Origin of the sequence: Streptomyces sp. XD-27 (assembly GCF_030553055.1) — a bacterium.
Lineage (GTDB): Bacteria > Actinomycetota > Actinomycetes > Streptomycetales > Streptomycetaceae > Streptomyces.
Genome location: NZ_CP130713.1, coordinates 6,728,064 through 6,751,158, shown reverse-complemented (window position 1 = coordinate 6,751,158; position 23,095 = coordinate 6,728,064). Strand labels below are relative to the sequence as shown.

At 73.4% G+C, this 23,095-nt stretch carries 19 protein-coding genes and 1 pseudogene; 3 read left to right on the top strand and 17 right to left on the bottom strand.

Features of this window, described 5'->3' with window-relative positions:
- Positions 1-26: 26 nt before the first annotated feature.
- From Q3Y56_RS29495 to Q3Y56_RS29480, 4 genes are all read right to left on the bottom strand, one after another.
- Positions 27-824 (bottom strand): carbon-nitrogen hydrolase family protein, encoded by a 798-nt coding sequence (locus Q3Y56_RS29495; RefSeq protein WP_304464817.1) that lies wholly within the window; start codon positions 822-824, stop codon positions 27-29.
- Between the two features lie 133 nt (positions 825-957).
- The gene (locus tag Q3Y56_RS29490) at positions 958-1,905 is read right to left on the bottom strand and encodes a LysR family transcriptional regulator (RefSeq protein WP_304464816.1); all 948 of its coding nucleotides are present in this window, start codon (positions 1,903-1,905) and stop codon (positions 958-960) included.
- Between the two features lie 77 nt (positions 1,906-1,982).
- A complete protein-coding gene (locus Q3Y56_RS29485; protein ID WP_304464815.1) occupies positions 1,983-2,438 on the bottom strand; it encodes an Lrp/AsnC family transcriptional regulator in 456 nt (151 codons plus the stop codon).
- Positions 2,439-2,448: 10 nt separating this feature from the next.
- Positions 2,449-3,942, bottom strand: a complete 1,494-nt coding sequence (locus Q3Y56_RS29480; RefSeq protein WP_304464814.1) for an amino acid permease — start codon at positions 3,940-3,942, stop codon at positions 2,449-2,451.
- Between the two features lie 306 nt (positions 3,943-4,248).
- Here Q3Y56_RS29480 and Q3Y56_RS29475 point away from each other — a divergent pair, with 306 nt between their 5' ends.
- On the top strand, positions 4,249-4,983 hold the full coding sequence (locus tag Q3Y56_RS29475) for a DUF2637 domain-containing protein (RefSeq protein WP_304464813.1): 735 nt from the start codon (positions 4,249-4,251) through the stop codon (positions 4,981-4,983).
- 57 nt (positions 4,984-5,040) lie between these two features.
- Here the strand turns inward: Q3Y56_RS29475 and Q3Y56_RS29470 are convergent, their stop codons facing one another.
- The 3 genes from Q3Y56_RS29470 to rpe all read right to left on the bottom strand — a co-directional run bounded on the left by Q3Y56_RS29470 (position 5,041) and on the right by rpe (position 8,488).
- Positions 5,041-6,480: a GuaB1 family IMP dehydrogenase-related protein gene (locus Q3Y56_RS29470; protein ID WP_304464812.1), complete on the bottom strand. Its 1,440-nt coding sequence runs from the start codon at positions 6,478-6,480 to the stop codon at positions 5,041-5,043.
- 199 nt (positions 6,481-6,679) lie between these two features.
- Positions 6,680-7,672: a sugar-binding transcriptional regulator gene (locus Q3Y56_RS29465; protein WP_304465855.1), complete on the bottom strand. Its 993-nt coding sequence runs from the start codon at positions 7,670-7,672 to the stop codon at positions 6,680-6,682.
- Positions 7,673-7,801: 129 nt separating this feature from the next.
- The gene (gene rpe / locus Q3Y56_RS29460) at positions 7,802-8,488 is read right to left on the bottom strand and encodes a ribulose-phosphate 3-epimerase (protein ID WP_304464811.1); all 687 of its coding nucleotides are present in this window, start codon (positions 8,486-8,488) and stop codon (positions 7,802-7,804) included.
- 112 nt (positions 8,489-8,600) lie between these two features.
- On the opposite strand from rpe, the gene Q3Y56_RS29455 reads away from it, so the two are divergent.
- Positions 8,601-10,826 (top strand): MMPL family transporter, encoded by a 2,226-nt coding sequence (locus Q3Y56_RS29455; RefSeq protein ID WP_304464810.1) that lies wholly within the window; start codon positions 8,601-8,603, stop codon positions 10,824-10,826.
- A gap of 121 nt (positions 10,827-10,947) precedes the next feature.
- Here Q3Y56_RS29455 and Q3Y56_RS29450 read toward each other — a convergent pair whose 3' ends face one another.
- Together Q3Y56_RS29450 and fmt are read right to left on the bottom strand one after the other, a co-directional pair.
- Positions 10,948-12,390, bottom strand: a complete 1,443-nt coding sequence (locus Q3Y56_RS29450) for an RsmB/NOP family class I SAM-dependent RNA methyltransferase (RefSeq protein ID WP_304464809.1) — start codon at positions 12,388-12,390, stop codon at positions 10,948-10,950.
- 194 nt (positions 12,391-12,584) lie between these two features.
- Positions 12,585-13,517 carry a methionyl-tRNA formyltransferase gene (fmt, locus tag Q3Y56_RS29445; RefSeq protein WP_304464808.1) on the bottom strand — a complete coding sequence of 311 codons (933 nt, stop codon included), beginning with the start codon at positions 13,515-13,517 and terminating at the stop codon, positions 12,585-12,587.
- Between the two features lie 224 nt (positions 13,518-13,741).
- On the opposite strand from fmt, the gene Q3Y56_RS29440 reads away from it, so the two are divergent.
- Positions 13,742-14,275, top strand: coding sequence for a hypothetical protein (locus Q3Y56_RS29440; protein ID WP_304464807.1), 534 nt, complete (start codon positions 13,742-13,744; stop codon positions 14,273-14,275).
- 92 nt (positions 14,276-14,367) lie between these two features.
- On the opposite strand, the gene Q3Y56_RS29435 is transcribed toward Q3Y56_RS29440, so the two are convergent.
- The 8 genes and pseudogenes from Q3Y56_RS29435 to Q3Y56_RS29400 all read right to left on the bottom strand — a co-directional run bounded on the left by Q3Y56_RS29435 (position 14,368) and on the right by Q3Y56_RS29400 (position 23,095).
- Entirely contained in the window at positions 14,368-16,536 is a 2,169-nt protein-coding gene (locus Q3Y56_RS29435; RefSeq protein ID WP_304464806.1) for a primosomal protein N', read from the bottom strand.
- A 115-nt stretch (positions 16,537-16,651) separates the two neighbouring features.
- Entirely contained in the window at positions 16,652-17,860 is a 1,209-nt protein-coding gene (gene metK, locus Q3Y56_RS29430) for a methionine adenosyltransferase (RefSeq protein WP_304464805.1), read from the bottom strand.
- Between the two features lie 438 nt (positions 17,861-18,298).
- Positions 18,299-19,507, bottom strand: a complete 1,209-nt coding sequence (coaBC, locus tag Q3Y56_RS29425; protein WP_304464804.1) for a bifunctional phosphopantothenoylcysteine decarboxylase/phosphopantothenate--cysteine ligase CoaBC — start codon at positions 19,505-19,507, stop codon at positions 18,299-18,301.
- Positions 19,508-19,613: 106 nt separating this feature from the next.
- The gene (gene rpoZ / locus Q3Y56_RS29420) at positions 19,614-19,886 is read right to left on the bottom strand and encodes a DNA-directed RNA polymerase subunit omega (RefSeq protein ID WP_304464803.1); all 273 of its coding nucleotides are present in this window, start codon (positions 19,884-19,886) and stop codon (positions 19,614-19,616) included.
- Between the two features lie 34 nt (positions 19,887-19,920).
- Positions 19,921-20,520, bottom strand: coding sequence for a guanylate kinase (gene gmk / locus Q3Y56_RS29415; protein WP_304464802.1), 600 nt, complete (start codon positions 20,518-20,520; stop codon positions 19,921-19,923).
- 60 nt (positions 20,521-20,580) lie between these two features.
- Positions 20,581-20,904 carry an integration host factor gene (locus Q3Y56_RS29410; RefSeq protein ID WP_005319887.1) on the bottom strand — a complete coding sequence of 108 codons (324 nt, stop codon included), beginning with the start codon at positions 20,902-20,904 and terminating at the stop codon, positions 20,581-20,583.
- Positions 20,905-21,141: 237 nt separating this feature from the next.
- Positions 21,142-21,990: an orotidine-5'-phosphate decarboxylase gene (gene pyrF, locus Q3Y56_RS29405; protein ID WP_304464801.1), complete on the bottom strand. Its 849-nt coding sequence runs from the start codon at positions 21,988-21,990 to the stop codon at positions 21,142-21,144.
- A pseudogene (locus Q3Y56_RS29400) lies at positions 21,987-23,095 on the bottom strand (quinone-dependent dihydroorotate dehydrogenase). Before Q3Y56_RS29400 ends, pyrF begins: the two are co-directional and overlap by 4 nt.

The following is a 23,095-nucleotide window of genomic DNA, read 5'->3' as shown; positions in this document are numbered from 1 at the left end:
CGCCGTGGGGGGCGGCGCCGCGCGGGTCAGCTCAGGGAGCCGTACAGGCCGGGGCGGCGGTCGTGCAGATACGGGTTCTCGGTGCGGGACGCGGTCAGCAGCTCGGGGTCGACGTCGCCGATGACCAGTTCCTCACCGCGGCCGGCGCGGGCCCGGGTGGCGCCGTCGGGGCCCGCCAGGCAGCTCAGCCCGACGAACTCGAAGCTGCGCTCGCGGCCGGTGCGGTTGACGTACGCGATGTACATCTGGTTCTCGAAGGCGCGCACCGGCACGACCGATTCGGCGACGAACTGGAAGGGGTGCATCTGGGCGGTGGGCACCAGCAGCAGGTCGGTGCCGGCGAGCGCGTGGGCGCGGACGTTCTCCGGGAACTCCACGTCGTAGCAGATCATGATCCCGATCCGCAGGCCGTCGAACTCCGCCTGGGCGACCGGGGTGTCGCCGGGGGTGAAGTACTTGTGCTCGAACGGGCCGTAGAGGTGGGTCTTGCGGTAGTTGGCCAGGCGCTTGCCGTCCGGGCCGATCAGCTGCGCGGCGTTGAAGACGTCCTCGCCGTCGCGCTCCGGGTAGCCGTACAGCACGCCGACGCCGCGGCGGGTGGCGATCTCCGCGACGGCCTCGGCGGACGGCCCGTCGGCGGGCTCGGCGAGCCGGTGCACACCGTCGCCGATGGCGTAGCCGGTGAGGAACATCTCGGAGGTGACGAGCAGCCGGGCGCCCGCGGCCGCCGCCCGGTCGGCCGCCTCGTCCAGCACCTTGAGGCCGGCGGCGACGTCGCCGGGGTGACCGGAGCTCTGGAGGAGAGCGGTGCGCAGAGACGGCATGAAGACCTCGGGCGGTGCGTGAAGGCCTGGCAGGGACGCTACGACGGTACGGTCCCGGCAGGAGCGGGGACAAGGCGCGACCGTTGCGGGCCCGCCGTCGTTTCGTTTCGTGATCAGGCCATAGGGCGGTGATTCATTGCGCGGAGCGGGCGAAAGTGTCGCGGACCACATCCCTGACCAGCGCGCGGAGCCAGCGGTGGCCGCCGTCCGCGTCGTGCCGCGGGTGCCACGCCATGGCCACGGGCAGCGGCGGCAGGGGCAGCGGAACCTCGAAGGTGCGCAGGCCCAGGGCGGCCACGGCGGCGGCGTCGAGGCGCTCGCCGGCCAGTCCGACGGCGTCGCCGCGAGGCAGCAGGAACAGGGCGGCGGCCATGGTGGGCGCGGAGCCGATCACGCGGCGGCGCAGCCCGCGGTCGGCGAGGGCGTCGTCGACGGGGCCGGAGAGCCGACCGCGCCGGGAGACCACGAGATGGTCGGCGGCGGCGAAGCGGTGCGCGGTGACGGGCCCGTCCAGGAGCGGGTGGCCGGGCCGGACGACGCCGACCATCCGGTCCTCGCCGAGCGGCTCGACGCGGATCTCCGGCTCGTTGCGGTCGATGACGCCGATCTCCAGGTCGATGCTGCCGTCCCGGAGCGGGGGCACGGAGTCGGCGCCCTCGGCGAGGAAGCGCAGGGTCACCCCGGGGGCGGTGCGGGCGGCCCGGTCCAGCAGCCCGGCGCCGAACGCCACGACGTTGCTGTCGTGGGCGGAGAGGGTGAAGGCGCGGGTCAGGGTGGCGGGGTCGGCGGGCGCCGAGGCGGCGAACAGGGCGCGCGCGTCGTCCAGCACCCGGCTGACGTCGGCGCGCAGGGCGAGCGCGCGCGGCGTGGGGACCATGTGGCGGCCGGCGCGCACCAGCACCGGGTCGCCGAGGGCGCGGCGGATCCGGCCCAGGGTGCGGCTCATCGCGGGGCCGGAGAGGCCCAGCCGGGCGGCGGCGCCGGTGACGCTCTCCTCGGCGAGCAGCGCGTCCAGGGCGATGAGCAGATTCAGGTCGGCGCGAAGGGGCCGCGGTCCGCTGTCATCGGGGTCTTTGCGCATCACGCAAGTATCGCCGAGTGTCTTTGCGCGTGAAGGCAAGTCGGCGTGAAGGCAAGTCGGCGCGGGGGCCGCGGACCCTACCCCGGCGCGCCCGACGAGAACCGGCGCAGGAGCGGCGACAGCACCAGCACCGACTTCGTGCGCTCCACGAACGCCTCGCCCGCGATCCGCTCCAGCACCCGCTCGAAGTGCCGCATGTCGGAGGCGAAGACCTGCACCAGCGCGTCCGCCTCCCCGGTGACGGTCGACGCGGACACCACTTCCGGGTAGCGCGACAGTCCGCGCCGGATGTCGTCGGGCGAGGTGTTGTGGCGGCAGTAGATCTCGATGAAGCCCTCGGTCTCCCAGCCGAGCGCCGCCGGGTCGACGCGTACGGTGAAGCCGGTGATGGCGCCCTCCGCCCGCAGCCGGTCCACGCGCCGCTTCACGGCGGGCGCGGACAGGCCGACCTCGGCGCCGATGTCGGCGTAGGAGCGCCGGGCGTCCTCGGCGAGGGCGTGGACGATGCGTTCGTCGAGATCATTCAGTCGCACTGCGCGTGGATCACTTCTCTGCTGCGGTGAGGTCGGTGCCGGCCGGGTCCGCGGTGGCCAGTCGGGAACGGCGCATACCGTAACCGAAATAGAGAGCGAGTCCCGCCACCATCCACAGGCCGAAGTACTTCCAGGTGATCAGGTCCAGGCGGGTCATCATGTACACGCACAGCCCGAAGCCGATGGCCGGGAAGAGCGGCGACAGCGGCACCCGGAAGCTGCGCGTCAGGTCGGGCCGGGTCCGGCGCAGCACCACGACGCCGACGTTGACCAGCGCGAACGCGAAGAGCGTGCCGATGCTGGTGGCGTTGACGAGTTCACCCAGCGGGACCACGGCGGCGAGGACGCCGCAGAAGAGGGAGACGATGAGGGTGTTGGCGCGCGGCACACCGGTGCGCGGGTGGACCTTGGAGAACACCCGCGGTACGAGCCCGTCGCGGGACATCGCGAACAGGATCCGGGTCTGGCCGTAGAGCACGGTCAGCACGACGGAGGCGATGGCGATGACGGCGCCGGCGGCGAGCAGCACCGCCCAGAAGCTCTGTCCGGTGACGTGCTCCATGATCCCGGCGAGTGCGGCCTCGGAGCCGGTGAACTCCCGCCACGGCAGGGCGCCCACGGCGACGGCGGCCACCAGGCAGTAGACGACGGTGACGATGAGCAGGGAGAGCATGATGGCGCGCGGCAGGTCCCGCTGCGGGTTCTTCGCCTCCTCACCGGCGGTGGAGGCCGCGTCGAAGCCGATGTACGAGAAGAACAGGCTCGAACCGGCGGCGCTGACTCCCGCCATGCCCAGCGGCATGAACGGCTGGTAGTTCCCGGCCCTGATGCCGGTGACGGCGACGGCGCAGAACAGCAGCAGCGCGCCGATCTTCACCACGACCATGATCGTGTTGGCGCGGGCGCTCTCCTTGGCCCCGCCGAGCAGGAAGGCCATGCAGAGCAGGACCACCAGCAGCGCGGGCAGGTTGAACGTGCCGCCGTCTCCCGGCGGGTTGGCGAGGGCTGCGGGGATGGTCCAGCCGATCGTGCCGTCGAGGAAGGTGTTGAGGTACTCGCCCCAGCCGACGGCGACCGCCGCCACCGAGACGCCGTACTCCAGGATCAGGCACCAGCCGCAGATCCAGGCGATCAGCTCGCCGAGGGTGGCGTAGGCGTAGGAGTACGAGGAGCCGGAGACCGGGACGCTGCCCGCCAGCTCCGCGTACGACAGCGCGGAGAACAGGGCCGTCAGCCCGGCGAGGACGAAGGAGAGCACGACCGCGGGACCGGCTTCGGGTACGGCCTCGCCGAGCACGACGAAGATGCCGGTGCCCAGGGTCGCGCCTATGCTGATCATGGTCAGCTGCCACATGCCCAGGGAGCGCCGGAGCGTTCCACCCTCGCCCTTGCCGCCCTCGGTGACCAGCCGTTCGACGGGCTTGCGCCGTGTCAGGCGGGTGCCGAGCCGCTGGGGCGCGGCGGTCCGCTCGTCGACGGCCGGGGCTGCGCCGTGGTCCAACACGTAGGTGGCTCCTTCATCGCTTGGTCGACGCAAGACCCTACGAGCTGGGTAGCGGCGCACGTAATGCATCATTGTTGCGCATATACGCATAAATATTGCGCCCAGAGGTCACGCACGAGGAATCGTTGCAGACATCACACACGCACGACGCGGCGACTGTTTTCACTCGAATGCAGCGATACGCCACCATTTTGGCCGTCGTTGGTGTGACGTGACGACGAGAGAGAGCCCCTGGAACGCGGTCCTTCAGCCCCCCGACACCGGCGTCGGAAGAGGGCGTACGACGACGGGACCGGGCGTGCGACGATGACCTATCCCCCTCCGGGACCGCCCGGCTTCGGGCCCTACCCCGCAGGTCACGGCCCTGTTCCCGGCGACCGGTTCGACCTCGCCGCCGACTACGACGTGCACAACATGCCGCTCCCCGACCCCGAGACGCTCGACAGCCGCTGGGATCTCGAAGGGGATCTCGCCCGGCTGCTCCAGGCGTCCGCCGAGGAGCCGGGACCGGCCGCCGAGCCGATGACGCCGAGCACCCCGGGCCCGGTTCCGCACGCCCGAGGGCGGGGCCGGCGCCGCCGGGTCCGCATCCGGTTGCCGTCGCTGCCCTGGTTCCAGCTGATCAGTCTGATCTTCGCCGCGATCACGGCGGTCATCGTCGCCATGCTGAGCGTGCTCGGCGGAATGATCTCCTACGGTCCGCTGCGCTTCCTGGCCAGCCCCAGCACCACCGACTCGCTGGCCGACTGGTGGCCGCTGCTGGTCTACGGGCCGTGGCTGGTCGCGTCCCTGTCGGTGCTGCGGGCGGCGCTGCACCAGCACGGCGCCGGGCACTCCTGGGCGGTGGTCGTCCTCTTCTCGGCCATCGCGGTGTTCCTGTGCGTGGCGCACGCGCCCAAGACGCTGCCGGGGATCGCCGTCGCCGCGCTGCCCCCGGTCTCCGCGCTGGTCGCCTTCCACCAGCTCGTCCGGCAGATCACCCTCACCAGCCCGCCGCGCCACGCGCTGCCGCGCCAGCGGCGGCCGCAGCCACGCGGCTGACGCCGGACGGGCCTGCCATCGGGCAGCCCGTCCGGCGGCGGTGAGGATGACGTCGGCTCAGCTCCAGCTGGCGTGCAGCGGCTTGCCCTCCGCGTAGCCGGCGGCGCTCTGCACACCGACGACGGCACGCTCGTGGAACTCCTCCAGCGAGGCGGCACCGGCATACGTGCACGAGCTGCGCACGCCCGCGATGATCGAGTCGATCAGGTCCTCCACGCCCGGCCGCGTCGGGTCCAGGAACATCCTCGAGGTGGAGATGCCCTCCTCGAACAGCGCCTTGCGGGCCCGGTCGTACGCCGACTCCTCGGCCGTGCGGTTGCGCACGGCGCGCGCCGATGCCATGCCGAAGCTCTCCTTGTACGGACGGCCGTCGGCGGTGTGTTGGAGGTCGCCCGGCGACTCGTAGGTGCCCGCGAACCACGAGCCGATCATGACGTTCGACGCGCCGGCGGCCAGCGCCATGGCGACGTCGCGCGGGTGCCGGACGCCGCCGTCCGCCCACACGTGCTTGCCGAACTTGGCGGCCTCGGCGGCGCATTCGAGCACCGCGGAGAACTGCGGGCGGCCGACGCCGGTCATCATCCGGGTGGTGCACATGGCGCCCGGTCCGACCCCGACCTTGATGATGTCGGCACCGGCCTCGATCAGGTCCCGTACGCCCTCGGCCGCGACGATGTTGCCCGCGACGATCGGCACCTTCGGGTCGAGCGCGCGCACCGCCTTGAGCGCGCTGATCATCGACTCCTGGTGGCCGTGCGCGGTGTCCACCACCAGGGTGTCCACGCCGGCGTCGAGCAGCACCTTGGCGCGTCCGGCGACATCGCCGTTGACGCCGACGGCGGCGGCGATGCGCAGCTTGCCCGCGGCGTCGACGGCCGGGGTGTAGAGCGTGGCGCGCAGGGCGCCCTTGCGGGTCAGGATGCCCACGAGCCGGCCGTCCGCGTCCACGGCGGGCGCGAACTTGCGGTGCGCGGAGTCCAGCCGGTGGAACGCCTCGCGCGGGTCGATGTCCGCGTCGAGCACCAGCAGCTCCGTGGACATGACCTCGGTGAGCTGGGTGAAGCGGTCCACGCCGGTCAGGTCCGACTCGGTCACGACGCCGACGGGGCGGCCGTCCTCGACCACGACGCCCGCGCCGTGCGCCCGCTTGGGCAGTAGCGCCAGCGCGTCGGCGACGGTGGAGTGCGGCTCCAGCACGATCGGGGTGTCGAGCACCAGGTGGCGGCTCTTGACCCACGAGACCACGTCGGTGACGACGTCGAGCGGGATGTCCTGGGGGATGACGACGAGACCGCCGCGGCGGGCGACCGTCTCGGCCATGCGGCGCCCGGCGATCGCGGTCATGTTGGCCACGACGAGGGGGATGGTGGTCCCGGTCCCGTCGGGAGCGGCGAGATCCACTCCCTGCCGCGAGCCCACGGCGGAGCGGCTCGGCACCATGAACACATCGTCGTACGTCAGGTCGTACGGCGGCTTCGCGTCGTTCAGAAATCGCATGCTAACTCTCTCACCTGCGGTATTGCTGGGGCAGCGGGCGGGGAGTCAGCTCAGAACCGGCATCGGATCGGGCTGCGGCTCCTAGACCTATCATCCATGATTTTCCATCCCTTGACGGTCCAGGAGCCGCATTCTGTGCCTTCTACCAGGAGGCGGGGGCGCGCTCCCGTAGATTCGACCAAGCGTGCGGACGCGGTGGTCAGGCGGCCCCGTCCGGGTCCGCCCGGTCCAGCGCGGGGCGCGGTCCGGGGCCCGTCTCCAGCAGCAGGAAGTCGGCCGCGGCGGTGTCCGTGACCAGGCTCGTGACCAGTCCGGAGCGGAGTACCGCGCCGATCGCGGCGGCCTTGCGGCGGCCGCCGGCGATGGCGACGACCTCCGGGATACGGCGCAGCCGGTCGGCCTCGACCGTGATGCACCGCTCCCCCAGGTCCCGGCCGATCCGGCGGCCCTCGGTGTCGAAGAGGTGGGCCGACATCTCGGCGGCGGCGCCCAGCGAGGCGTAGTGCGCGCGCTCCTCCTCGCTCAGCATGTCGTAGACCGTCGAGATCCCCGCCTCCCACGAGCCGATGGAGACGGCCGCGACGGTGACCTTGTCGAAGTACTCGAACGCGCGGGCGATGCCCGTCTGGCCGCGCAGCGCGGCGGCCGTGGCGGGGTCGGGCAGCAGCATCGGGGCGTAGATCGGGTGGGCCTCGCCGCCGGAGACCGCGGCGGCACGGCGGACCGCCTCCACCGAGCCGCGCTCGGCGGTGCCCGCGTCGTACACCCCGGTGAGCTGGACGACGGTGCACGGCGGCAGCCGGTGCAGGGCGGCCGCCATGTGGATGGTGGAGCGGCCCCAGGCCAGGCCCAGGACGTCGCCCTCGTTCACCAGCTCGCCGAGCAGGTCGGCCGCGACCTCGCCGAGGTTCTCCGGGTCCGGGGCGTCGTCCGCGGCGTCGGCCGGGGACTCCACCACCACCGCGTGCCGCAGGCCGTAGCGGGCGCGGAGCGCGTCGGAGCGGTCCGCGTCCAGCTCCGCCGGCACCCGGATCTCGATACGCACCAGATCGCGCTCCAGCGCGGTCTCCAGGACGCGCGCGACCTTGAAGCGGCTGACGCCGAACTCCTCGGCGATCTGGATCTTGGACTTGCCCTCAAGGTAGAAGCGGCGCGCCATGGCGGCCGCCTGCACCAGTTCGGCGGGTCCCATCCGCGTGGCTGAACGGCCGCCCGTCGACACCGCGGTCTCCTCACTGTTCACGTTCTGGACTCACCGTCATCCTGTCAGAAACGGGAGTCTTTGATCTGCCCTTCACCCTTCCGTTCACCGAGCGGTGACTCAATGGCCGCATGCCCAGGCGGCGGAGGCCGTCGCCGTCTCGGCCTGGGCGCGCAGGGCCCGCACCGCCGCGGCCGGGTCCTGCGCCCCGTACACCGCGGACCCGGCGACGAAGACGTCGGCACCGGCCTCGGCGCACCGCTCGATGGTCTCGGCGGACACCCCGCCGTCGACCTGGAGCCACATCTCCAGGCCGTGCTTGTTGATCAACTCACGCGTACGGCGGATCTTCGGCAGCATGATGTCGAGGAACGCCTGGCCTCCGAAACCGGGCTCGACGGTCATCACCAGCAGCATGTCCAGCTCGGGCAGCAGGTCCTCGTAGGGCTCGATGGGGGTGGCGGGCTTGAGCGCCATCGAGGCCCGCGCGCCCTTGGCCCGGATCTCCCGCGCCAGCCGTACGGGGGCGGCCGCGGCCTCCGCGTGGAAGGTGACCGAGCCCGCCCCGGCCTCGACGTATCCCGGTGCCCAGCGGTCCGGCTCCTCGATCATCAGGTGCAGGTCGAGCGGGGTGCCGGTGGCCCGGCTCAGCGACTCCACGATGGGCATGCCGAGCGTGAGGTTCGGGACGAAGTGGTTGTCCATCACGTCGACGTGCAGCCAGTCGGCGCCCTCGACGGCTGCGGCTTCCTCCGCCAGGCGCGAGAAATCGGCTGAGAGGATACTGGGATTGATCTGAACGGCCATGGCGCCAAGCCTGCCACGGCCGTCGGCCGCGTGTGGCGGCGGGAGTGCCGTCGGCCCGCAGCAGCGGCCTCCACGGTCTCGGGGATCCACCGTGGGCGCGCGGGATCGCCCGATGACGCGCGCCCGCCGGCGCGAGAGGGTGACCATGGCGGAGGACGGATCGGAGCCCGGGTCCGGTAAGGCCGGGCCGGGGAAGCCCGGACCGGCGGAGGGGATACCGGCGAAGGCCGGATCGCGCGGCGTGGCCCGGCTGGTCTGCGGCCGCCGCACGAAGTGGCTGACCGTGCTGCTCTGGCTGGTCGTGATCGCGGCGCTGTCACCGCTGTCCGCCAAGCTCATGGACGCCCAGGACAACGACGCCGAGTCCTGGCTTCCGGGCAGCGCCGAGTCCACGCGCGTGCTGGAGCTGTCCAAGGACTTCCGGGCCCGGTCCATCCCGGCCGTGGTGATCTACGCGCGCGAGGGCGGGCTCACCGCCGCGGACCGGGCGCGGATCGCCGAGGACGCCGCCGAGCTGCGGGCGCTGCGCGCCCATGGCACCCGGGGCGAGGAGACCCGCGGCCCGGTCCTCGACCGCGCGGGGTCGCCGCGCGCCGCGCAGATCTGGGTGCCGGTCACCATGGACGAGCGGGGCTGGGAGCGCATCGACGACGCCGTCGAGTCGATGCGCGACATCACCGGCCGCGGCGGGGGCGGGCTGTCGGTGCACATCACCGGACCGGGCGGCACCTCCGCCGACTTCGCCACCGCCTTCGAGGGCATCGACTCCACACTGCTGATCGCGGCGCTGACGGTGGTGATCGTGGCGCTGCTGATCACCTATCGCAGCCCCACGCTGCTGCTGGTGCCCCTGGTGGCCGTCTACGGGGCGCTGCTGGCCGCCCAGGCGATCATCTACCTGCTGGCCGAGCACGGCGGGCTGACCGTCAACGCGCAGAGCGCCGGCATCCTCACGGTCCTCGTCTTCGGGGCGGGCACCGACTACGCGCTGCTGCTGGTCGCCCGCTACCGGGAGGAGCTGCGCCGCCACCACGACCGCCACGAGGCGATGGCGCTGGCCCTGCACCGCGCGGGCCCGGCGGTCCTCGCCAGCGGATCGACGGTGGTCATCAGCATGCTCGTGCTGCTGATCGCCGAGATGAACTCGACCAGCGGCCTCGGCCCGGTGGCCGGGATCGGCGTGGCCGTCGCGCTGCTGGCCTTGCTGACGCTCTTCCCCGCCCTGCTGGTGATCTTCGGCCGGTGGATCTTCTGGCCGGCCATCCCGCACGAGGGCTCGCCGGAGCCGACCGAGCGGGGCGTATGGGCCCGGACGGGTCGGCGGATCGCCGGGCGGCCGCGCGCCGTGTGGCTGGTGACGGCCGTCGTCCTGGCCGGGCTGTCGTTGGGCATCCTCGGGCTGCGCGCCGCGGGGATCAGCAACGCCGACGCGTTCACCGAGACCCAGGACTCGATCACCGGGCAGGAGGTATCGGCCCGCTACTTCCCGGCGGGCGCCGGCGACCCCCTGGTGGTGCTCGCCGACGCCGACCGGGCGGCGGCCGTGGCGCGGACGGTGAACACCACGCCGGGGGTCGTGGAGGGCTCGGTGATCCGGCCACCGGCCACCGCGCCGGAGCGGGACGGCCGGGTGCTGTTCGAGGCGACGCTGACGGACCCCGCCGACAGCTCGGACGCCAAGAACACCGTCGAACGGGTACGGGACGCGGTGCACGGCATCCCGGGCGCCGACGCGATGGTGGGCGGGGGCACGGCGGCGATCCTCGACGCCGACACCGCCTCGACCCGCGACAACCAGGTCGTCATGCCCCTGGTGCTGCTGGTGGTGCTGCTGATCCTCGCGGTGCTGCTGCGGGCGCTGGTGGCGCCGCTGGTGCTGATCGCCACGGTGGTGCTGTCGTACGCCTCCGCGCTGGGCATCAGCGCCCTCGCCTTCCGCTACGGCTTCGACTTCGAGGGGGAGGAGACCGCCTTCCCGCTGTTCGCGTTCGTCTTCCTGGTCGCGCTGGGCATCGACTACAACATCTTCCTGTCCACGCGGGTCCGCGAGGAGGCCCTGAGGCAGGGGACGCGCCCCGGCACGGTCACCGCCCTCGCCGCCACCGGAGCCGTCATCACCTCGGCCGGACTGGTCCTGGCCGGCACGTTCGCGGCGCTGGGCACGCTGCCCATCACCGGCTTCGCCGAGATCGGGTTCGCGGTGGCCGTCGGCGTGCTGCTGGACACCTTCGTCGTACGGTCGGTGCTGGTCACCGCGCTGTTCCTGGACATCGGACCACGCATGTGGTGGCCGCACCGGCTGGCCCGCGAGGACGGCACGCGGGAGCGGCGGGAGTAGGCGGTACGGGGCGGCGCGGCCCGGTGACGCGGTGGCTCCCCGTCTCTCTGATCGGGGGCCGGGCCGATCAGACCGGCGGTCAGGCGCCGCCGCCAGAGGCGGCGGCCATCCGTACGGACGGTCAGCCTGTACGACGCAGCAGCGCCAGGTACATCGCGTCCGTGCCGTGCAGATGCGGCCACAGCTGGACGTCCGGGCCGTCGCCGAGCGCGGGGACGCCGGGCATCAGCGGCCGGGCGTCGATCCACTCCGCCGCGGCGGCCGCTCCACCGCGTCCCTTGAGCACGTCCTCCACCACCACCCGCGTCTCCGCGAGATGCGGCGAGCAGGTGGCGTACCCGACCACGCCGCCCACCCGCACGGCGTTCAGCGCCTCCCGCAGCAGCCCGCGCTGGAGCGGGGCGAAGCCGTCCAGGTCCTCCGGCCGCCGCCGCCAGCGGGCCTCCGGCCGCCGCCGCAGCGCGCCCAGGCCGGAGCACGGCACGTCGACCAGCACCCGGTCGAAGGAGCCGGGCCGCCACGCGGGCCGGGTCCCGTCCGCGGCGATCACCTGGTACGGGCCGGGGTTGCCGGCCAGCGCGCGGGCGACGAGCCGGGCCCGGTGCGGCTGCTTCTCGGAGGCGACCAGTGCCGCGCCGCGCTCGGCGGCCAGCGCCGCGAGCAGGGCGGCCTTGCCGCCAGGCCCGGCGCAGCCGTCCAGCCAGCGGGCGTCGGGGCCGTCCACCGGCGCGTTCGCCAGCGCGATCGCCACCAGCTGACTGCCCTCGTCCTGCACCCCGACCCGCCCTTCGCGCACCGCGTCCAGCGCGCCGGGCTCGCCGCCCTCGGCGAGCCGTACGGCGTACGGCGACCAGCGCCCCGGCTCGCCGCGCTCGCCGAGCGCCTCCAGCAGCTCCGCCGCGTCCGCCCGCCCGGGGCGCGCGACCAGGGTCACCTCCGGCCGTTCGTTGTCGGCTTCGAGCAGGTCCTCGATCCCGGCGCGGCCGCCGCCCAGCGCGTCCCACAGCGCGGAGACGATCCAGCGGGGATGGGAGTGCACGACCCCCAGATGGTCCTCGGGATCGTCGTCGTAGTCCGGCGCGACCCGCTCCAGCCAGCCGTCGAGGTCATCGGCGGCGATCTTCCGCAGCACCGCGTTGACGAACTTGGCCCGCCCGTCGCCCAGCACCACCCGCGCCAGCTCCACGGTGGCGCTCACGGCGGCGTGCGAGGGGATCCGCGTCCCCAGCAGCTGGTGCGCGCCCAGGCCCAGCACGTCGAGCACCGGCGGATCGACCTCGCGCAGCGGCCGGTCCACGCACGCGGCGATGATCGCGTCGTACGTGCCCTGGCGGCGCAGCGTGCCGTAGACCAGCTCGGTGGCCAGCGCCGCGTCCCGCGCGTCGAAGCCGCCTTCTCCCCGTTCCTCCCTGGCCTTGCGGAGCAGCGGCGGCAGGACGAGGTTCGCGTACGCGTCGCGCTCGTCGACGGCCCGCAGCGCGTCGAAGGCGAGGATGCGGACGGGATCCTTCTTGGGCCTGCGGTAGGGCTTGCTGGGGCGGTGGCGCGGCGGCGGCTGACTCACGAAAAGGTGCTCCGGATCGAGATGAAGAGGTACCGCTCCAGCGTACGTCGCGCGGCTCCTTCCCCTCCCCGCCCCTTCCCGCTGCATCCGATGTGCGGCTGCCGCCGCGTGGCGGGGGTCCGGGGCGGAGCCCCGCCACGCGGCGGCAGCCGCGCATCGCGACGGCCGCGGCCGCGCGCCGGGGGGCGGCGGCGTCAGCCGCCCACGCGCTCGCCCGCGGCGATCCGCACCCCGCGCGCCCAATCCGCCGCGCGCATCGGCTTCTTGCCCTGCGGCTGCACCCACAGCAGCTCCACCGCGTGGCTGCCGGTCCCCACATACACCGCGTTCTTCGTCGTGGCGATCTCCCCGGCACCCAGATCCGAACGGTCCGTCACCAGCGCCACCGACATGACCTTCAGCCGCTCCCCGCGGAACAGCGTCCAGGCGCCCGGCGCGGGCGCGCAGCCCCGTACCACGCGGTCCACGCGCAGCGCGGGCGCGGTCCAGTCGATCTCCGCGTCCGCCACGGTGAGCTTCGGCGCCAGCGAGACGCCCTCCGCGGGCTGCGGTACGGCCTCCAGCGTGCCGTCCTCGATGCCGTCCATCGTCGCGGCGAGCAGCCCGGCACCGGCGAACGCCAGCCGGGTGAGCAGGTCCCCGCTGGTGTCGGTGGGCCGGACCGCCTCGGTGAGCACGCCGTACACCGGCCCGGAGTCCAGGCCCTCCTCGATGAGGAACGTGGAGGCGCCGGTCATCTCGTCGCCCGCGAGCACCGCGTGCTGGACGGGCGCCGCGCCCCGCCACGCGGGCAGCAGCGAGAAGTGCAGGTTCACCCAGCCGCGGGCCGGGATCTCCAGCGCGGCCTTGGGCAGCAGCGCGCCGTAGGCGACGACCGGGCAGCAGTCAGGGGCGATCTCCCGCAGCCTGGCCAGGAAGTCCTCGTCGCGCGGTCGCACCGGCTTGAGCACCTCGATACCGGCCTCCTCCGCGCGCTCGGCGACCGGGCTGGCCACCAGGCGACGGCCGCGCCCGGCGGGGGCGTCGGGGCGCGTGACCACGGCCACGACCTCGTGCCGGTCCGACGCGAGCAGGGCGTCCAGGGCGGGTACGGCGACTTCGGGGGTACCGGCGAAGACGAGCCTCATAGGTGGCGAACTACCTCTCACGCGCAGCGGAACGACGCATCAGTCTATGGGGCGATGTGCCCGGCGCCCGGATTCCGGGGGCGTACGCGCGTGACCCCGCACGCCCCGGACCGTGACCAAGAAGCCGGGTGCCGCGTTGGTCAAGTGAGATTGACCGAATCGGGCCGCTGCAGCGGCCCGATCGTTTTCCCTTTTCTTCCAACGCCGGTTCGAGAGGCTTGTTCATGGCCGACCACGCAACCCACGACGCCCAGGCACGGGCCAGCCTGCACCTCCTGGTCCGGGACATCGAGCGGGTCCGCCGACAGGTGGACGCACTGCGCACGCTCACCGCCCAGCTCGGCAATGTCTACCGCCCGCGGCGTACCGGCCCGTCCACGGGCTTCGTCGTCTACGGACGCGCGCCCGCGCCGACCGTGCGCCTGGCCCAGGAGCTGCGGGACAGCGTCGAGACACTCGTGACGGCGGCGGTGGACTTCGACCGTTCGCTGGGCTTCTCCTGGGACGCCGTGGGTTCGGCGCTCGGGGTCACCAAGCAGGCCGTGCACCGCCGTTACGGGGCGCGCCGGGCCTCGGCACAGAGCTCCGCGGAGGGCGGCGAACCGGGCGCCGGGCGGGCCGTCACCGCCACCACCACGGCGCCGATCGTTCCGTCGGTGCCCGCCGCGCGCTCGCTGCCGACCGTCCCGGGCCAGCCCACGCCTGCCATGCGCGAGGATTCCCGCACCAGCGCCTTCCCGGCTCCCCGCAACGGCTGACGCCTCGCACGTTCCGCCCGCGCCGAGCCGCCCGCGCGTCGCGTGGCGCGCGGCAACGGCCCGCACCCGGCAGCGGCGTGCCAGGCGGCCCGTCAGCCGAGGTCCAGCGGATCGATCCGTACCCGTACGGGCGCGCCCTCACGGCGGATCAGCCGGGCCGCCTGAGCGTTCTTCAGCGCGGCCGCGAGGGCGGCGCCGTTCCCGGGGCGTACGCGCAGCAGCACGCGCTCCCATGTCTCCCCCGGCCCGGGGCGCCCTCGCCCGGGAGCACCGGGCCCCCCGGCGGCCCCGGGGACTCCGGGGGCCGGGACCGGCACCGGGCCCAGGACCTCGACGCCCTCCGGCAGCTCCGCCGTATCCAGCAGGTCCGCGACGGCCTCCGGCGGTCCGGCGAGGGACGCCATCCGGGAGACGGGCGGAAAGCCCAGCTGGGCGCGGTCGGCCAGCTCCCGGGCGGCGTGTCCGGCCGGGTCCCAGCGCACCAGCGCCTGCACCGGTCGCAGCGTCGGCTCGGCCATGATCACCACCGTGCCGCCCTCGCCCTGCGGGCGGACCAGTGACGCGGCGTCCAGCCAGCGGCGCAGCGCGTCCTCTCCCGCGCGTAGGTCGGGGCGGCCGAGCAGGGCCCAGCCGTCGAGCAGCAGCGCGGCGGCGTATCCGCGCTCGGCGACCGGTTCGGCGCCGGGGGTGCTGACGACGAGGGCGGGCTGGTCGGGCACGGTGTCCAGGATGTGGTCGCGGCCGGAGGTGCGGACCGGCACGCTGGGGAACGCCCGGCCGAGCTCCTCCGCGGTGCGCCGGGCGCCCACGACCTGGGCTCGCAGCCGGTTTCCGCCGCACGCGGCGCAGTGCCAGTGCTCCTCGCCGCGCCCGCACCAGCCGCAGCGCAGGGTGTCGGCGTCGACGGCCTCCAGCGGCCCGGCGCAGTGGGCACAGCGCGCGGGTTCGCGGCAGCGGTCGCAGGCCAGCCTGGGGACGTACCCGCGGCGCGGCACCTGGACGAGGACTGGGCCGCGGAGCGTCGCCTCGCGCAGCGTCTGCCAGGCGACGGTGGGCAGCCGGGCCGCGCGGGCGTGCGGGTCGCGGGCCTGTTCGCTCTCGGAGACCGTGCGGATCACCGGCGCGGCCGTCCGGATCTGCTCGCGGTCGGCTTCCAGCGGGAGCGCCCACCCGTTCTCCAGCAGCTGCGCGGCCTCCACGGTGCGGCTGAGGTCGCCCGCGAGGAAACCGGCCCGTTCGTGCACGGCGCGCAGCAGGAGCACGTCCCGGGCGTGCGGCTGAGGGGCGTTGGTGTCGCTGTGGCTGGAGTTGCCGTCGTCCCAGATGGCGACCAGGCCGAGGTCCCGTACGGGGGCGAACATCGCGGCGCGGGTGCCGACCACGGCCCGTACGGAGCCGCGGCTGATGGCGAGCCAGCGCCGGTAGCGCTCCTCGGGACCGGCCCCGGCGACGAGCAGGGTGTGCCGCTCGCCGCCGAGCAGTTCGGTCAGCGCCGCGTCGACCCGGGCGGCAGACCGCCCGTCGGGCAGCACCGCCAGCGCGCCGCGCCCGGCGGACAGGGTCGCGGCGATCGCGGTGGCCAGTTCCCGGGGCCAGTGCGGACCGGGGAGCGCGGTCCATACGGCGCGCGGCGCACCGCCCCGGGCGAGGGCGTCGAGGAATCCGGGACCGGCGGGATAGCGCGTCCAGGTGCCGGGGTCGGGGTGCGGCGGCGGGGGCAACGGGGCGGGCGAGGACGCGGCCTCGGCCTTGGCGTTCCGGGGCGGTATGGCCAGTTGCAGCACGTCGGCGAGGGATCCGGCGTACCGGTCGGCGACGGCCCGGCACAGGCCGAGCAGCGCGGGGGTGAGGACGGGTTCGGGCGACAGCACCTGGGCGATGGCGGCCAGCGGCCCCTGGTAGTCGGACTCGGCGATCCGCTCGACGATGTACCCGTCGAGCAGCCCGCCGCCTTCCCGGCGTCCGTCACGCACGTTCCCGGCACCGGCCCCGAACCGCACCCGGATCCGTACCCCGGGCTGGGCCTGCTCGTCCATCTCGGCGGGCACCGCGTAGTCCCAGAGCTTGTCCAGGTGGACCGGGCCCTTGTCCACGAGCACCCGCGCCACCGGCAGCCGGGCGGCGAGCGCGGCCCCTCGCCAGGTTCGCGGCCTGGCCTTGGGCGGCTTGGCCTTCCGCACGGTCTCGCGGATGAGCGCGAGCTGCTCGCCCCCGTCCGGCGCCCGCGCCGGGGGCTCCTCCCGCTCGTTGTCCCTGCTCACAGCACCAGTCCTACCAGACGGCACCGACAGCGGGGCCCGGGTCGGGTGCGCATACGCGAGGAGGCGCCCCCCCCTGGCTCGGGGGCGCCTCCTCGCGCGGTGGTGCGGTGACCGCTTACAGGCCGGCGGCCTTGCGCAGCGCCTCGACGCGGTCCGTGCGCTCCCAGGTGAAGTCCGGAAGCTCGCGGCCGAAGTGGCCGTACGCCGCGGTCTGGGCATAGATCGGGCGGAGCAGGTCGAGGTCGCGGATGATCGCGGCCGGGCGGAGGTCGAAGACCTCGGAGATGGCCTGCTCGATCTTCTCCGCGTCGACCGTGGCGGTGCCGAAGGTCTCCACGAAGAGGCCGACGGGCTCGGCCTTGCCGATCGCGTAGGCGACCTGGACCTCGCAGCGGGAGGCGAGGCCCGCGGCGACGACGTTCTTGGCGACCCAGCGCATCGCGTACGCGGCGGAGCGGTCGACCTTGGACGGGTCCTTGCCGGAGAAGGCGCCGCCGCCGTGGCGGGACATGCCGCCGTAGGTGTCGATGATGATCTTGCGGCCGGTCAGGCCCGCGTCGCCCATCGGGCCGCCGATCTCGAAGCGGCCGGTCGGGTTCACCAGGAGGCGGTAGCCCTCGGTCTCCAGCTTGATGCCGTCCTCGACCAGCTCCTTGAGCACGTGCTCGACGACGAACTCGCGGATGTCCGGGGCCAGCAGCGAGTCCAGGTCGATGTCGGACGCGTGCTGGGAGGAGACCACGACGGTGTCGAGGCGGACGGCCTTGTTGCCGTCGTACTCGATGGTGACCTGGGTCTTGCCGTCGGGGCGGAGGTAGGGGATGGTCCCGTTCTTGCGGACCTCCGACAGGCGGCGGGAGAGCCGGTGCGCCAGGTTGATCGGGAGCGGCATCAGCTCGGGCGTCTCGTCGCACGCGTAGCCGAACATCAGGCCCTGGTCGCCGGCGCCCTGGCGGTCCAGCTCGTCGTCGTCGCCCTCGACGCGGTTCTCGTACGCCGTGTCGACACCCTGCGCGATGTCCGGGGACTGAGACCCGATGGACACCGACACGCCACAGGAAGCGCCGTCGAAGCCCTTCTTCGACGAGTCGTAGCCGATCTCGAGGATCTTGTTGCGCACCAGTGTGGCGATCGGCGCGTACGCCTTGGTCGTCACCTCACCGGCCACGTGCACCAGGCCGGTGGTGATGAGCGTCTCGACGGCGACCCGGGAGGTCGGGTCCTCCTTCAGGAGGGCGTCGAGAATGGTGTCGCTGATCTGGTCAGCGATCTTGTCAGGGTGGCCCTCGGTCACAGACTCCGAGGTGAACAGGCGGCGGGACACATCGCTCCCTGGGGTTGCAGCGGCTGCTGGCTGATCATGGGTGGAGCCGCCCGGGGGCTGCGCCCGGTGCGGTTCCTGTGGGCCAGTTTATCCGTCGTACTGGCCGAGTCGGGCATCCCGTCTCGAAGGACGAACAGGCCCTGACCGGGAACATACCTCTCCGCGCGGGGAAACACAGCCTCGGACGTAGGCAAGAACCTGCCATACGGGGGTGTGGCGAGGCCGGACACCGCGTGGAGCGGCGCTGGAGATCGTGGCGCGGATCACCGGCGTGTCCGGGCCGCCCCGGCGTCCCGTCGGCGGGACGAGGCGGGCGCGGGCCGGACCGTGGGCGCGGCGCGGACCGCCGTCGGCGCGGCTCGGGCCGGGCCCGGGACGCGGCTCGGGCGGCCGGGCCCGTGACGCGGCGCGGACCGGGCCCCGGGGCACCGGCCGGGGCTAGGCCAGACGGGCGCTGACCAGGTCCCACACGGTGTCCGCGAGGGCCTCCTTCGGCCCGTACGGCACGGGCGTCTCGGTGCCGTCGGCGGCCAGCACGACCGCCTCGTTCTCCTCGGCGCCGAAGGTCTTGCGCTCCCCCACCTCGTTGACCACCAGCAGGTCGCAGCCCTTGCGGGCCAGCTTGGCCCGCCCGTTGGCGAGCACGTCGTCGGTCTCCGCGGCGAAGCCCACGACGATCTGACCGGGGCGGGCGCGCTCGGCGGAGATCTCCGCGAGGATGTCCGCATTGCGGACCAACGCGATGGGTTCGGGGTCCTGGCCGTCCTGCTTCTTGATCTTTCCGGCGGCGTGGACGGCGGGCCGGAAGTCGGCGACGGCGGCGGCCATCACCACCACGTCCGCGTCGGCGGCGGCCTTGAGCACCGCCTCGTGCAGCTGCGCGGCCGTCCCCACCCGGATGACGTCGGCGCCCGCCGGGTCCGGCAGCTCGCTGTTGGCGGAGAGCAGGGTCACGCGGGCGCCGCGCGCGACGGCGGCGCGGGCGAGCGCGTAGCCCTGCTTGCCGGAGGAGCGGTTGCCCAGGAAGCGGACCGGGTCCAGCGGCTCGCGGGTGCCGCCCGCGCTGACGACCACGTGCCGCCCGGCCAGGTCCGGTACGACGCCCTCGGCGCCGCGGGCGAGGACCCGGCGGCACACCTCGAAGATCTCCGCCGGGTCGGGCAGCCGCCCCTTGCCGGTGTCGGCGCCGGTGAGCCGGCCGACGGCGGGCTCGATGACGACCGCGCCGCGGCGGCGCAGCGTGGCCACGTTCTCCTGGGTGGCCGGGTGCTCCCACATCTCGGTGTGCATGGCGGGCGCGAAGACCACCGGGCAGCGCGCGGTGAGCAGGGTGTTGGTGAGCAGGTCGTCGGCGAGGCCGTGGGCGGCCTTGGCCAGCAGGTCGGCGGTGGCGGGCGCGACGACCACGAGGTCGGCGGCCTGGCCGATCCGGACGTGCGGGACCTCGTGGACGGTCTCCCACACCTCGGTGGACGCCGGGTTGCCGGACAGCGCGGCCCACGTCGGCTCGCCGACGAACTCCAGCGCCGAGGCGGTCGGGACGACCCGTACCTCGTGTCCGGACTCGGTGAGGCGGCGCAGCAGCTCACACGCCTTGTACGCGGCGATGCCGCCGCTGACCCCCAGGACGACCTTCGGCTTGTCCATCGCTCGTTCTCCCACGCCGTCGTGTGTACTCGTGCTCCCGCACATCCATGACACACCACGGGCCCGGCAGCTGTGCTGCCGGGCCCGTGATGAAGATAACCACCGATTACTGAGCCGGGCTCTCCACGGCCTCGGAGGTCAGCAGACCGGCGTTGATCTCGCGCAGCGAGATGGACAGCGGCTTCTCGTGGACGTGGGTGTCCACAAGCGGACCGACGTACTCCAGCAGGCCCTCGCCGAGCTGCGAGTAGTACGCGTTGATCTGGCGCGCCCGCTTGGCGGCGTAGATCACGAGGCTGTACTTCGAGTCCGTCGCTTCAAGCAGCTCATCAATCGGCGGGTTGATGATGCCCTCGGGCGCGGTGATGGAAGAGGACACTCTCTGCCTTCGCCTTCCGAATGGGGAGTAAAGATCATGCAATTCCCATCAAGGCTAGCAGCTCGGCTGCTACGTCCTCGACGGAGGTGTTGACCAGAGTCTCATCGAACTCCGGCTCCGCGGCCAGTTCGATCTTCGCGGCCGCCAACCGCCGCTCGATGACGTCGGGCGACTCGGTCCCCCGGCCGGTGAGCCGGCGGACCAGCTCCTCCCAGCTGGGCGGGGCGAGGAAGACCAGCTGCGCCTCCGGCATGGACGCGCGGACCTGCCGGGCGCCCTGCAGGTCGATCTCCAGCAGGACCGGCTCGCCCTTCTCCAGCCGCTGCTGGACCGCCTCCCGCGGGGTGCCGTAGCGGTTGCCCGCGAACTCGGCCCACTCCAGCAGCTCGCCGTTGGCGATGAGCTTGTCGAAGACCTCGTCGTCGACGAAGTGGTACTGGACGCCGTCCCGCTCGCCGGGTCGCGGCTTGCGGGTGGTGGCGGAGACCGAGAGCCAGACCTCGGGGTGTGCCTTGCGCAGATGCGCGACGACCGTGCTCTTGCCGACCCCGGAGGGGCCGGAGAGCACGGTCAGCCGCGGGCGTCTGGCCGGAGGGACGGGGGTGGCCGTCCCCCGGGAGACCGTAGTACTCATGCAGCGATTATCCAGGTTCCCGGGAGTGCCTGGTAACGCTCCCGGGAGGACCGGGACCCGTCAGGCGGCGCCGCCGCCGAACTCACGCTCCAGCGAGGCGATCTGGTTGGAGCCCAGACCGCGCACGCGACGGCTCTCGGAGATGCCGAGCCGCTCCATGATCTGCTTGGCGCGGACCTTGCCGACGCCCGGCAGCGACTCGAGCAGAGCGCTCACCTTCATCTTGCCGATGACATCGTTCTCCTGGCCCTGCTTGATGACCTCGTGCAGAGAGGCGCCGGAGTGCTTGAGCCGATTCTTGACCTCGGCGCGCTCCCGGCGAGCCGCGGCGGCCTTTTCGAGCGCGGCTGCGCGCTGTTCAGGGGTAAGGGGCGGAAGAGCCACGCCTACGTCACCTCGGATGTCGAACTGTCGGATATGGACCGGTGAGGAACCTAGTCGCCCCTCACCTGGGGAGCAACGCGCAACGCGCTTGCACGACCGCTCGTCACGGAGACTAGCGGCAGACGCCGCTCCAGTCAGCGAGAACAGACGAAAAGTCCAGGTCAGACTCGATCGACCTGGACTTTCCGCGGACTTTCCGGGGCAAAACGGCCGGGTTGCCCGGCCCGTGCGACAGGGTCAGCCGACCGCCGCGCGCACATCGTCGGCGAATCGCTCCGCCGCTTCGATCAGCGCGGGCGCATCGGGGCCGTACCGCAGCACCCCGCGGCTGACGCTCGGCACGACGTCCCGGACCGCGGCACCGAAGACCGCGGGCAGATCGGCGGGGGTCGCGCCCTGCGCCCCGATGCCGGGGGCGAGCAGCGGTCCGTTGATCGCCAGGTCGTAGCGGGACAGCTCGCCCAGCGTGGCGCCGACGACCGCCCCGTACGAACCGAGGGGGGCGGCGTCGGCGTTCTCCGCCCGCAGGTGGTCCAGCATGGTGGCGGCGACGGACGCGCCGTCGGCCCGTACCGCGTGCTGTACCTCGGCGCCCTCCGGGTTGGAGGTCAGGGCGAGGACGAAGACGCCCGCGCCGCTCTCCCGCGCCAGGTCCAGCGCCGGGCGCAGCGAGCCGAAGCCCAGGTACGGGCTGACCGTGACGGCGTCGGAGAACAGCGGGCTCGCCGGGTCGAGGTAGGTCGCGGCGTACGCGGCCATGGTGGAGCCGATGTCGCCGCGCTTGGCGTCCATGAGCACCAGTGCTCCGGCGTCGCGGGCGTCGGCGACGGCGCGCTCCAGGACGGCGATGCCGCGGGAGCCGAAGCGCTCGAAGAACGCGGACTGCGGCTTGAGGACCGCGACCCGCCCGGCCAGCGCCTCGACGACGGTGTGGGTGAAGCGCTCCAGGCCCGCGATGTCGTCGTTCAGCCCCCAGTCGGTCAGCAGGGAGGCATGCGGGTCGATGCCGACGCACAGCGGCCCGCGGGTGTCCATGGCGGCGCGCAGCCGCGCGCCGAAGGGCTGCCGGGACTCCTGGGAGGTCATGCGGTCTCCTTGCGGGTGTCGGCGCCGACCGCCTCGGCGAGGGTCGCGTACGGGCTGGCGGCCAGCCGGGCGGCCAGCCCCTTGTGGATCTTGCGGCACCAGAACGGGCCCTCGTAGATGAAGCCGCTGTACCCCTGCACCAGCGTGGCGCCCGCGAGGATCCGCTCCCAGGCGTCGTCGGCGGTCTCGATGCCGCCGACCCCGATCAGCGTGATGCGGTCGCCGACCCGGGCGTACAGCCGGCGCAGCACCTCCAGGGAGCGGGGCTTCAGCGGGGCGCCCGACAGGCCGCCGGTCTCGGCGATGATCGCCGGGTCGGCGGTGAGGCCCAGGCCGTCGCGGGCGATGGTGGTGTTGGTGGCGATGATGCCGTCCAGGCCCAGTTCGACCGCGAGGTCGGCGACGGCGTCGACGTCCTCGTCGGCGAGGTCCGGGGCGATCTTGACCAGCAGCGGGACCCGGCGTTCCGGCACGCTGCGGTCGGCGGCCTCGCGGACGGCGGTCAGCAGCGGGCGCAGCGCCTCGGTGGCCTGGAGGTTGCGCAGGCCCGGGGTGTTCGGCGAGGAGACGTTGACGACCAGGTAGTCGGCGTGGCGGGCCAGCCGCTCGGTGGAGGCCACGTAGTCGGCGACGGCCTCCTCCTCCGGGACGACCTTGGTCTTGCCGATGTTGACGCCGAGCGTGGTCTTGAAGACCGGGTTACGGGCCGCCAGGCGCTCGGCGACGGCGGCGGAGCCGTCGTTGTTGAAACCCATGCGGTTGATCAGCGCCCGGTCCGGTACGAGCCGGAAGAGGCGCTTCTTGGGGTTGCCGGGCTGCGGCTCGGCGGTGACGGTGCCGATCTCGACATGGTCGAAGCCGAGCATCGCCAGGCCGTCGACGCCGGTCGCGTTCTTGTCGAAGCCGGCGGCCAGCCCGAACGGGCCGTGCATCCGCAGGCCCAGGGCCTCCGTGCGCAGGGCCTTGTGGCGGGGGCGAGCACGGCGGCCACGAAGGTCCGCAGGACGGGGACGCGGGCGGCCAGCCGGATCCAGGCGAACGCCAGGTGGTGGGCCTGCTCGGCGTCCATGCGCCGGAAGAGGAGCCGGAAGAAGAGCGGGTACAT

Bases quoted from the DNA above. Each gene is read 5' to 3' on its own strand.
- rpe (WP_304464811.1), bottom strand. From the start codon at position 8,488: ATGGCCGTTCAGATCAATCCCAGTATCCTCTCAGCCGATTTCTCGCGC.
- Q3Y56_RS29440 (WP_304464807.1), top strand. From the start codon at position 13,742: ATGGCCGACCACGCAACCCACGACGCCCAGGCACGGGCCAGCCTGCAC.
- coaBC (WP_304464804.1), bottom strand. From the start codon at position 19,507: ATGGACAAGCCGAAGGTCGTCCTGGGGGTCAGCGGCGGCATCGCCGCG.
- gmk (WP_304464802.1), bottom strand. From the start codon at position 20,520: ATGAGTACTACGGTCTCCCGGGGGACGGCCACCCCCGTCCCTCCGGCC.
- Q3Y56_RS29495 (WP_304464817.1), bottom strand. From the start codon at position 824: ATGCCGTCTCTGCGCACCGCTCTCCTCCAGAGCTCCGGTCACCCCGGC.
- Q3Y56_RS29455 (WP_304464810.1), top strand. From the start codon at position 8,601: ATGACGCGCGCCCGCCGGCGCGAGAGGGTGACCATGGCGGAGGACGGA.
- Q3Y56_RS29465 (WP_304465855.1), bottom strand. From the start codon at position 7,672: ATGGGACCCGCCGAACTGGTGCAGGCGGCCGCCATGGCGCGCCGCTTC.
- Q3Y56_RS29475 (WP_304464813.1), top strand. From the start codon at position 4,249: ATGACCTATCCCCCTCCGGGACCGCCCGGCTTCGGGCCCTACCCCGCA.
- Q3Y56_RS29490 (WP_304464816.1), bottom strand. From the start codon at position 1,905: ATGCGCAAAGACCCCGATGACAGCGGACCGCGGCCCCTTCGCGCCGAC.
- fmt (WP_304464808.1), bottom strand. From the start codon at position 13,517: ATGAGGCTCGTCTTCGCCGGTACCCCCGAAGTCGCCGTACCCGCCCTG.
- pyrF (WP_304464801.1), bottom strand. From the start codon at position 21,990: ATGACCTCCCAGGAGTCCCGGCAGCCCTTCGGCGCGCGGCTGCGCGCC.
- Q3Y56_RS29470 (WP_304464812.1), bottom strand. From the start codon at position 6,480: ATGCGATTTCTGAACGACGCGAAGCCGCCGTACGACCTGACGTACGAC.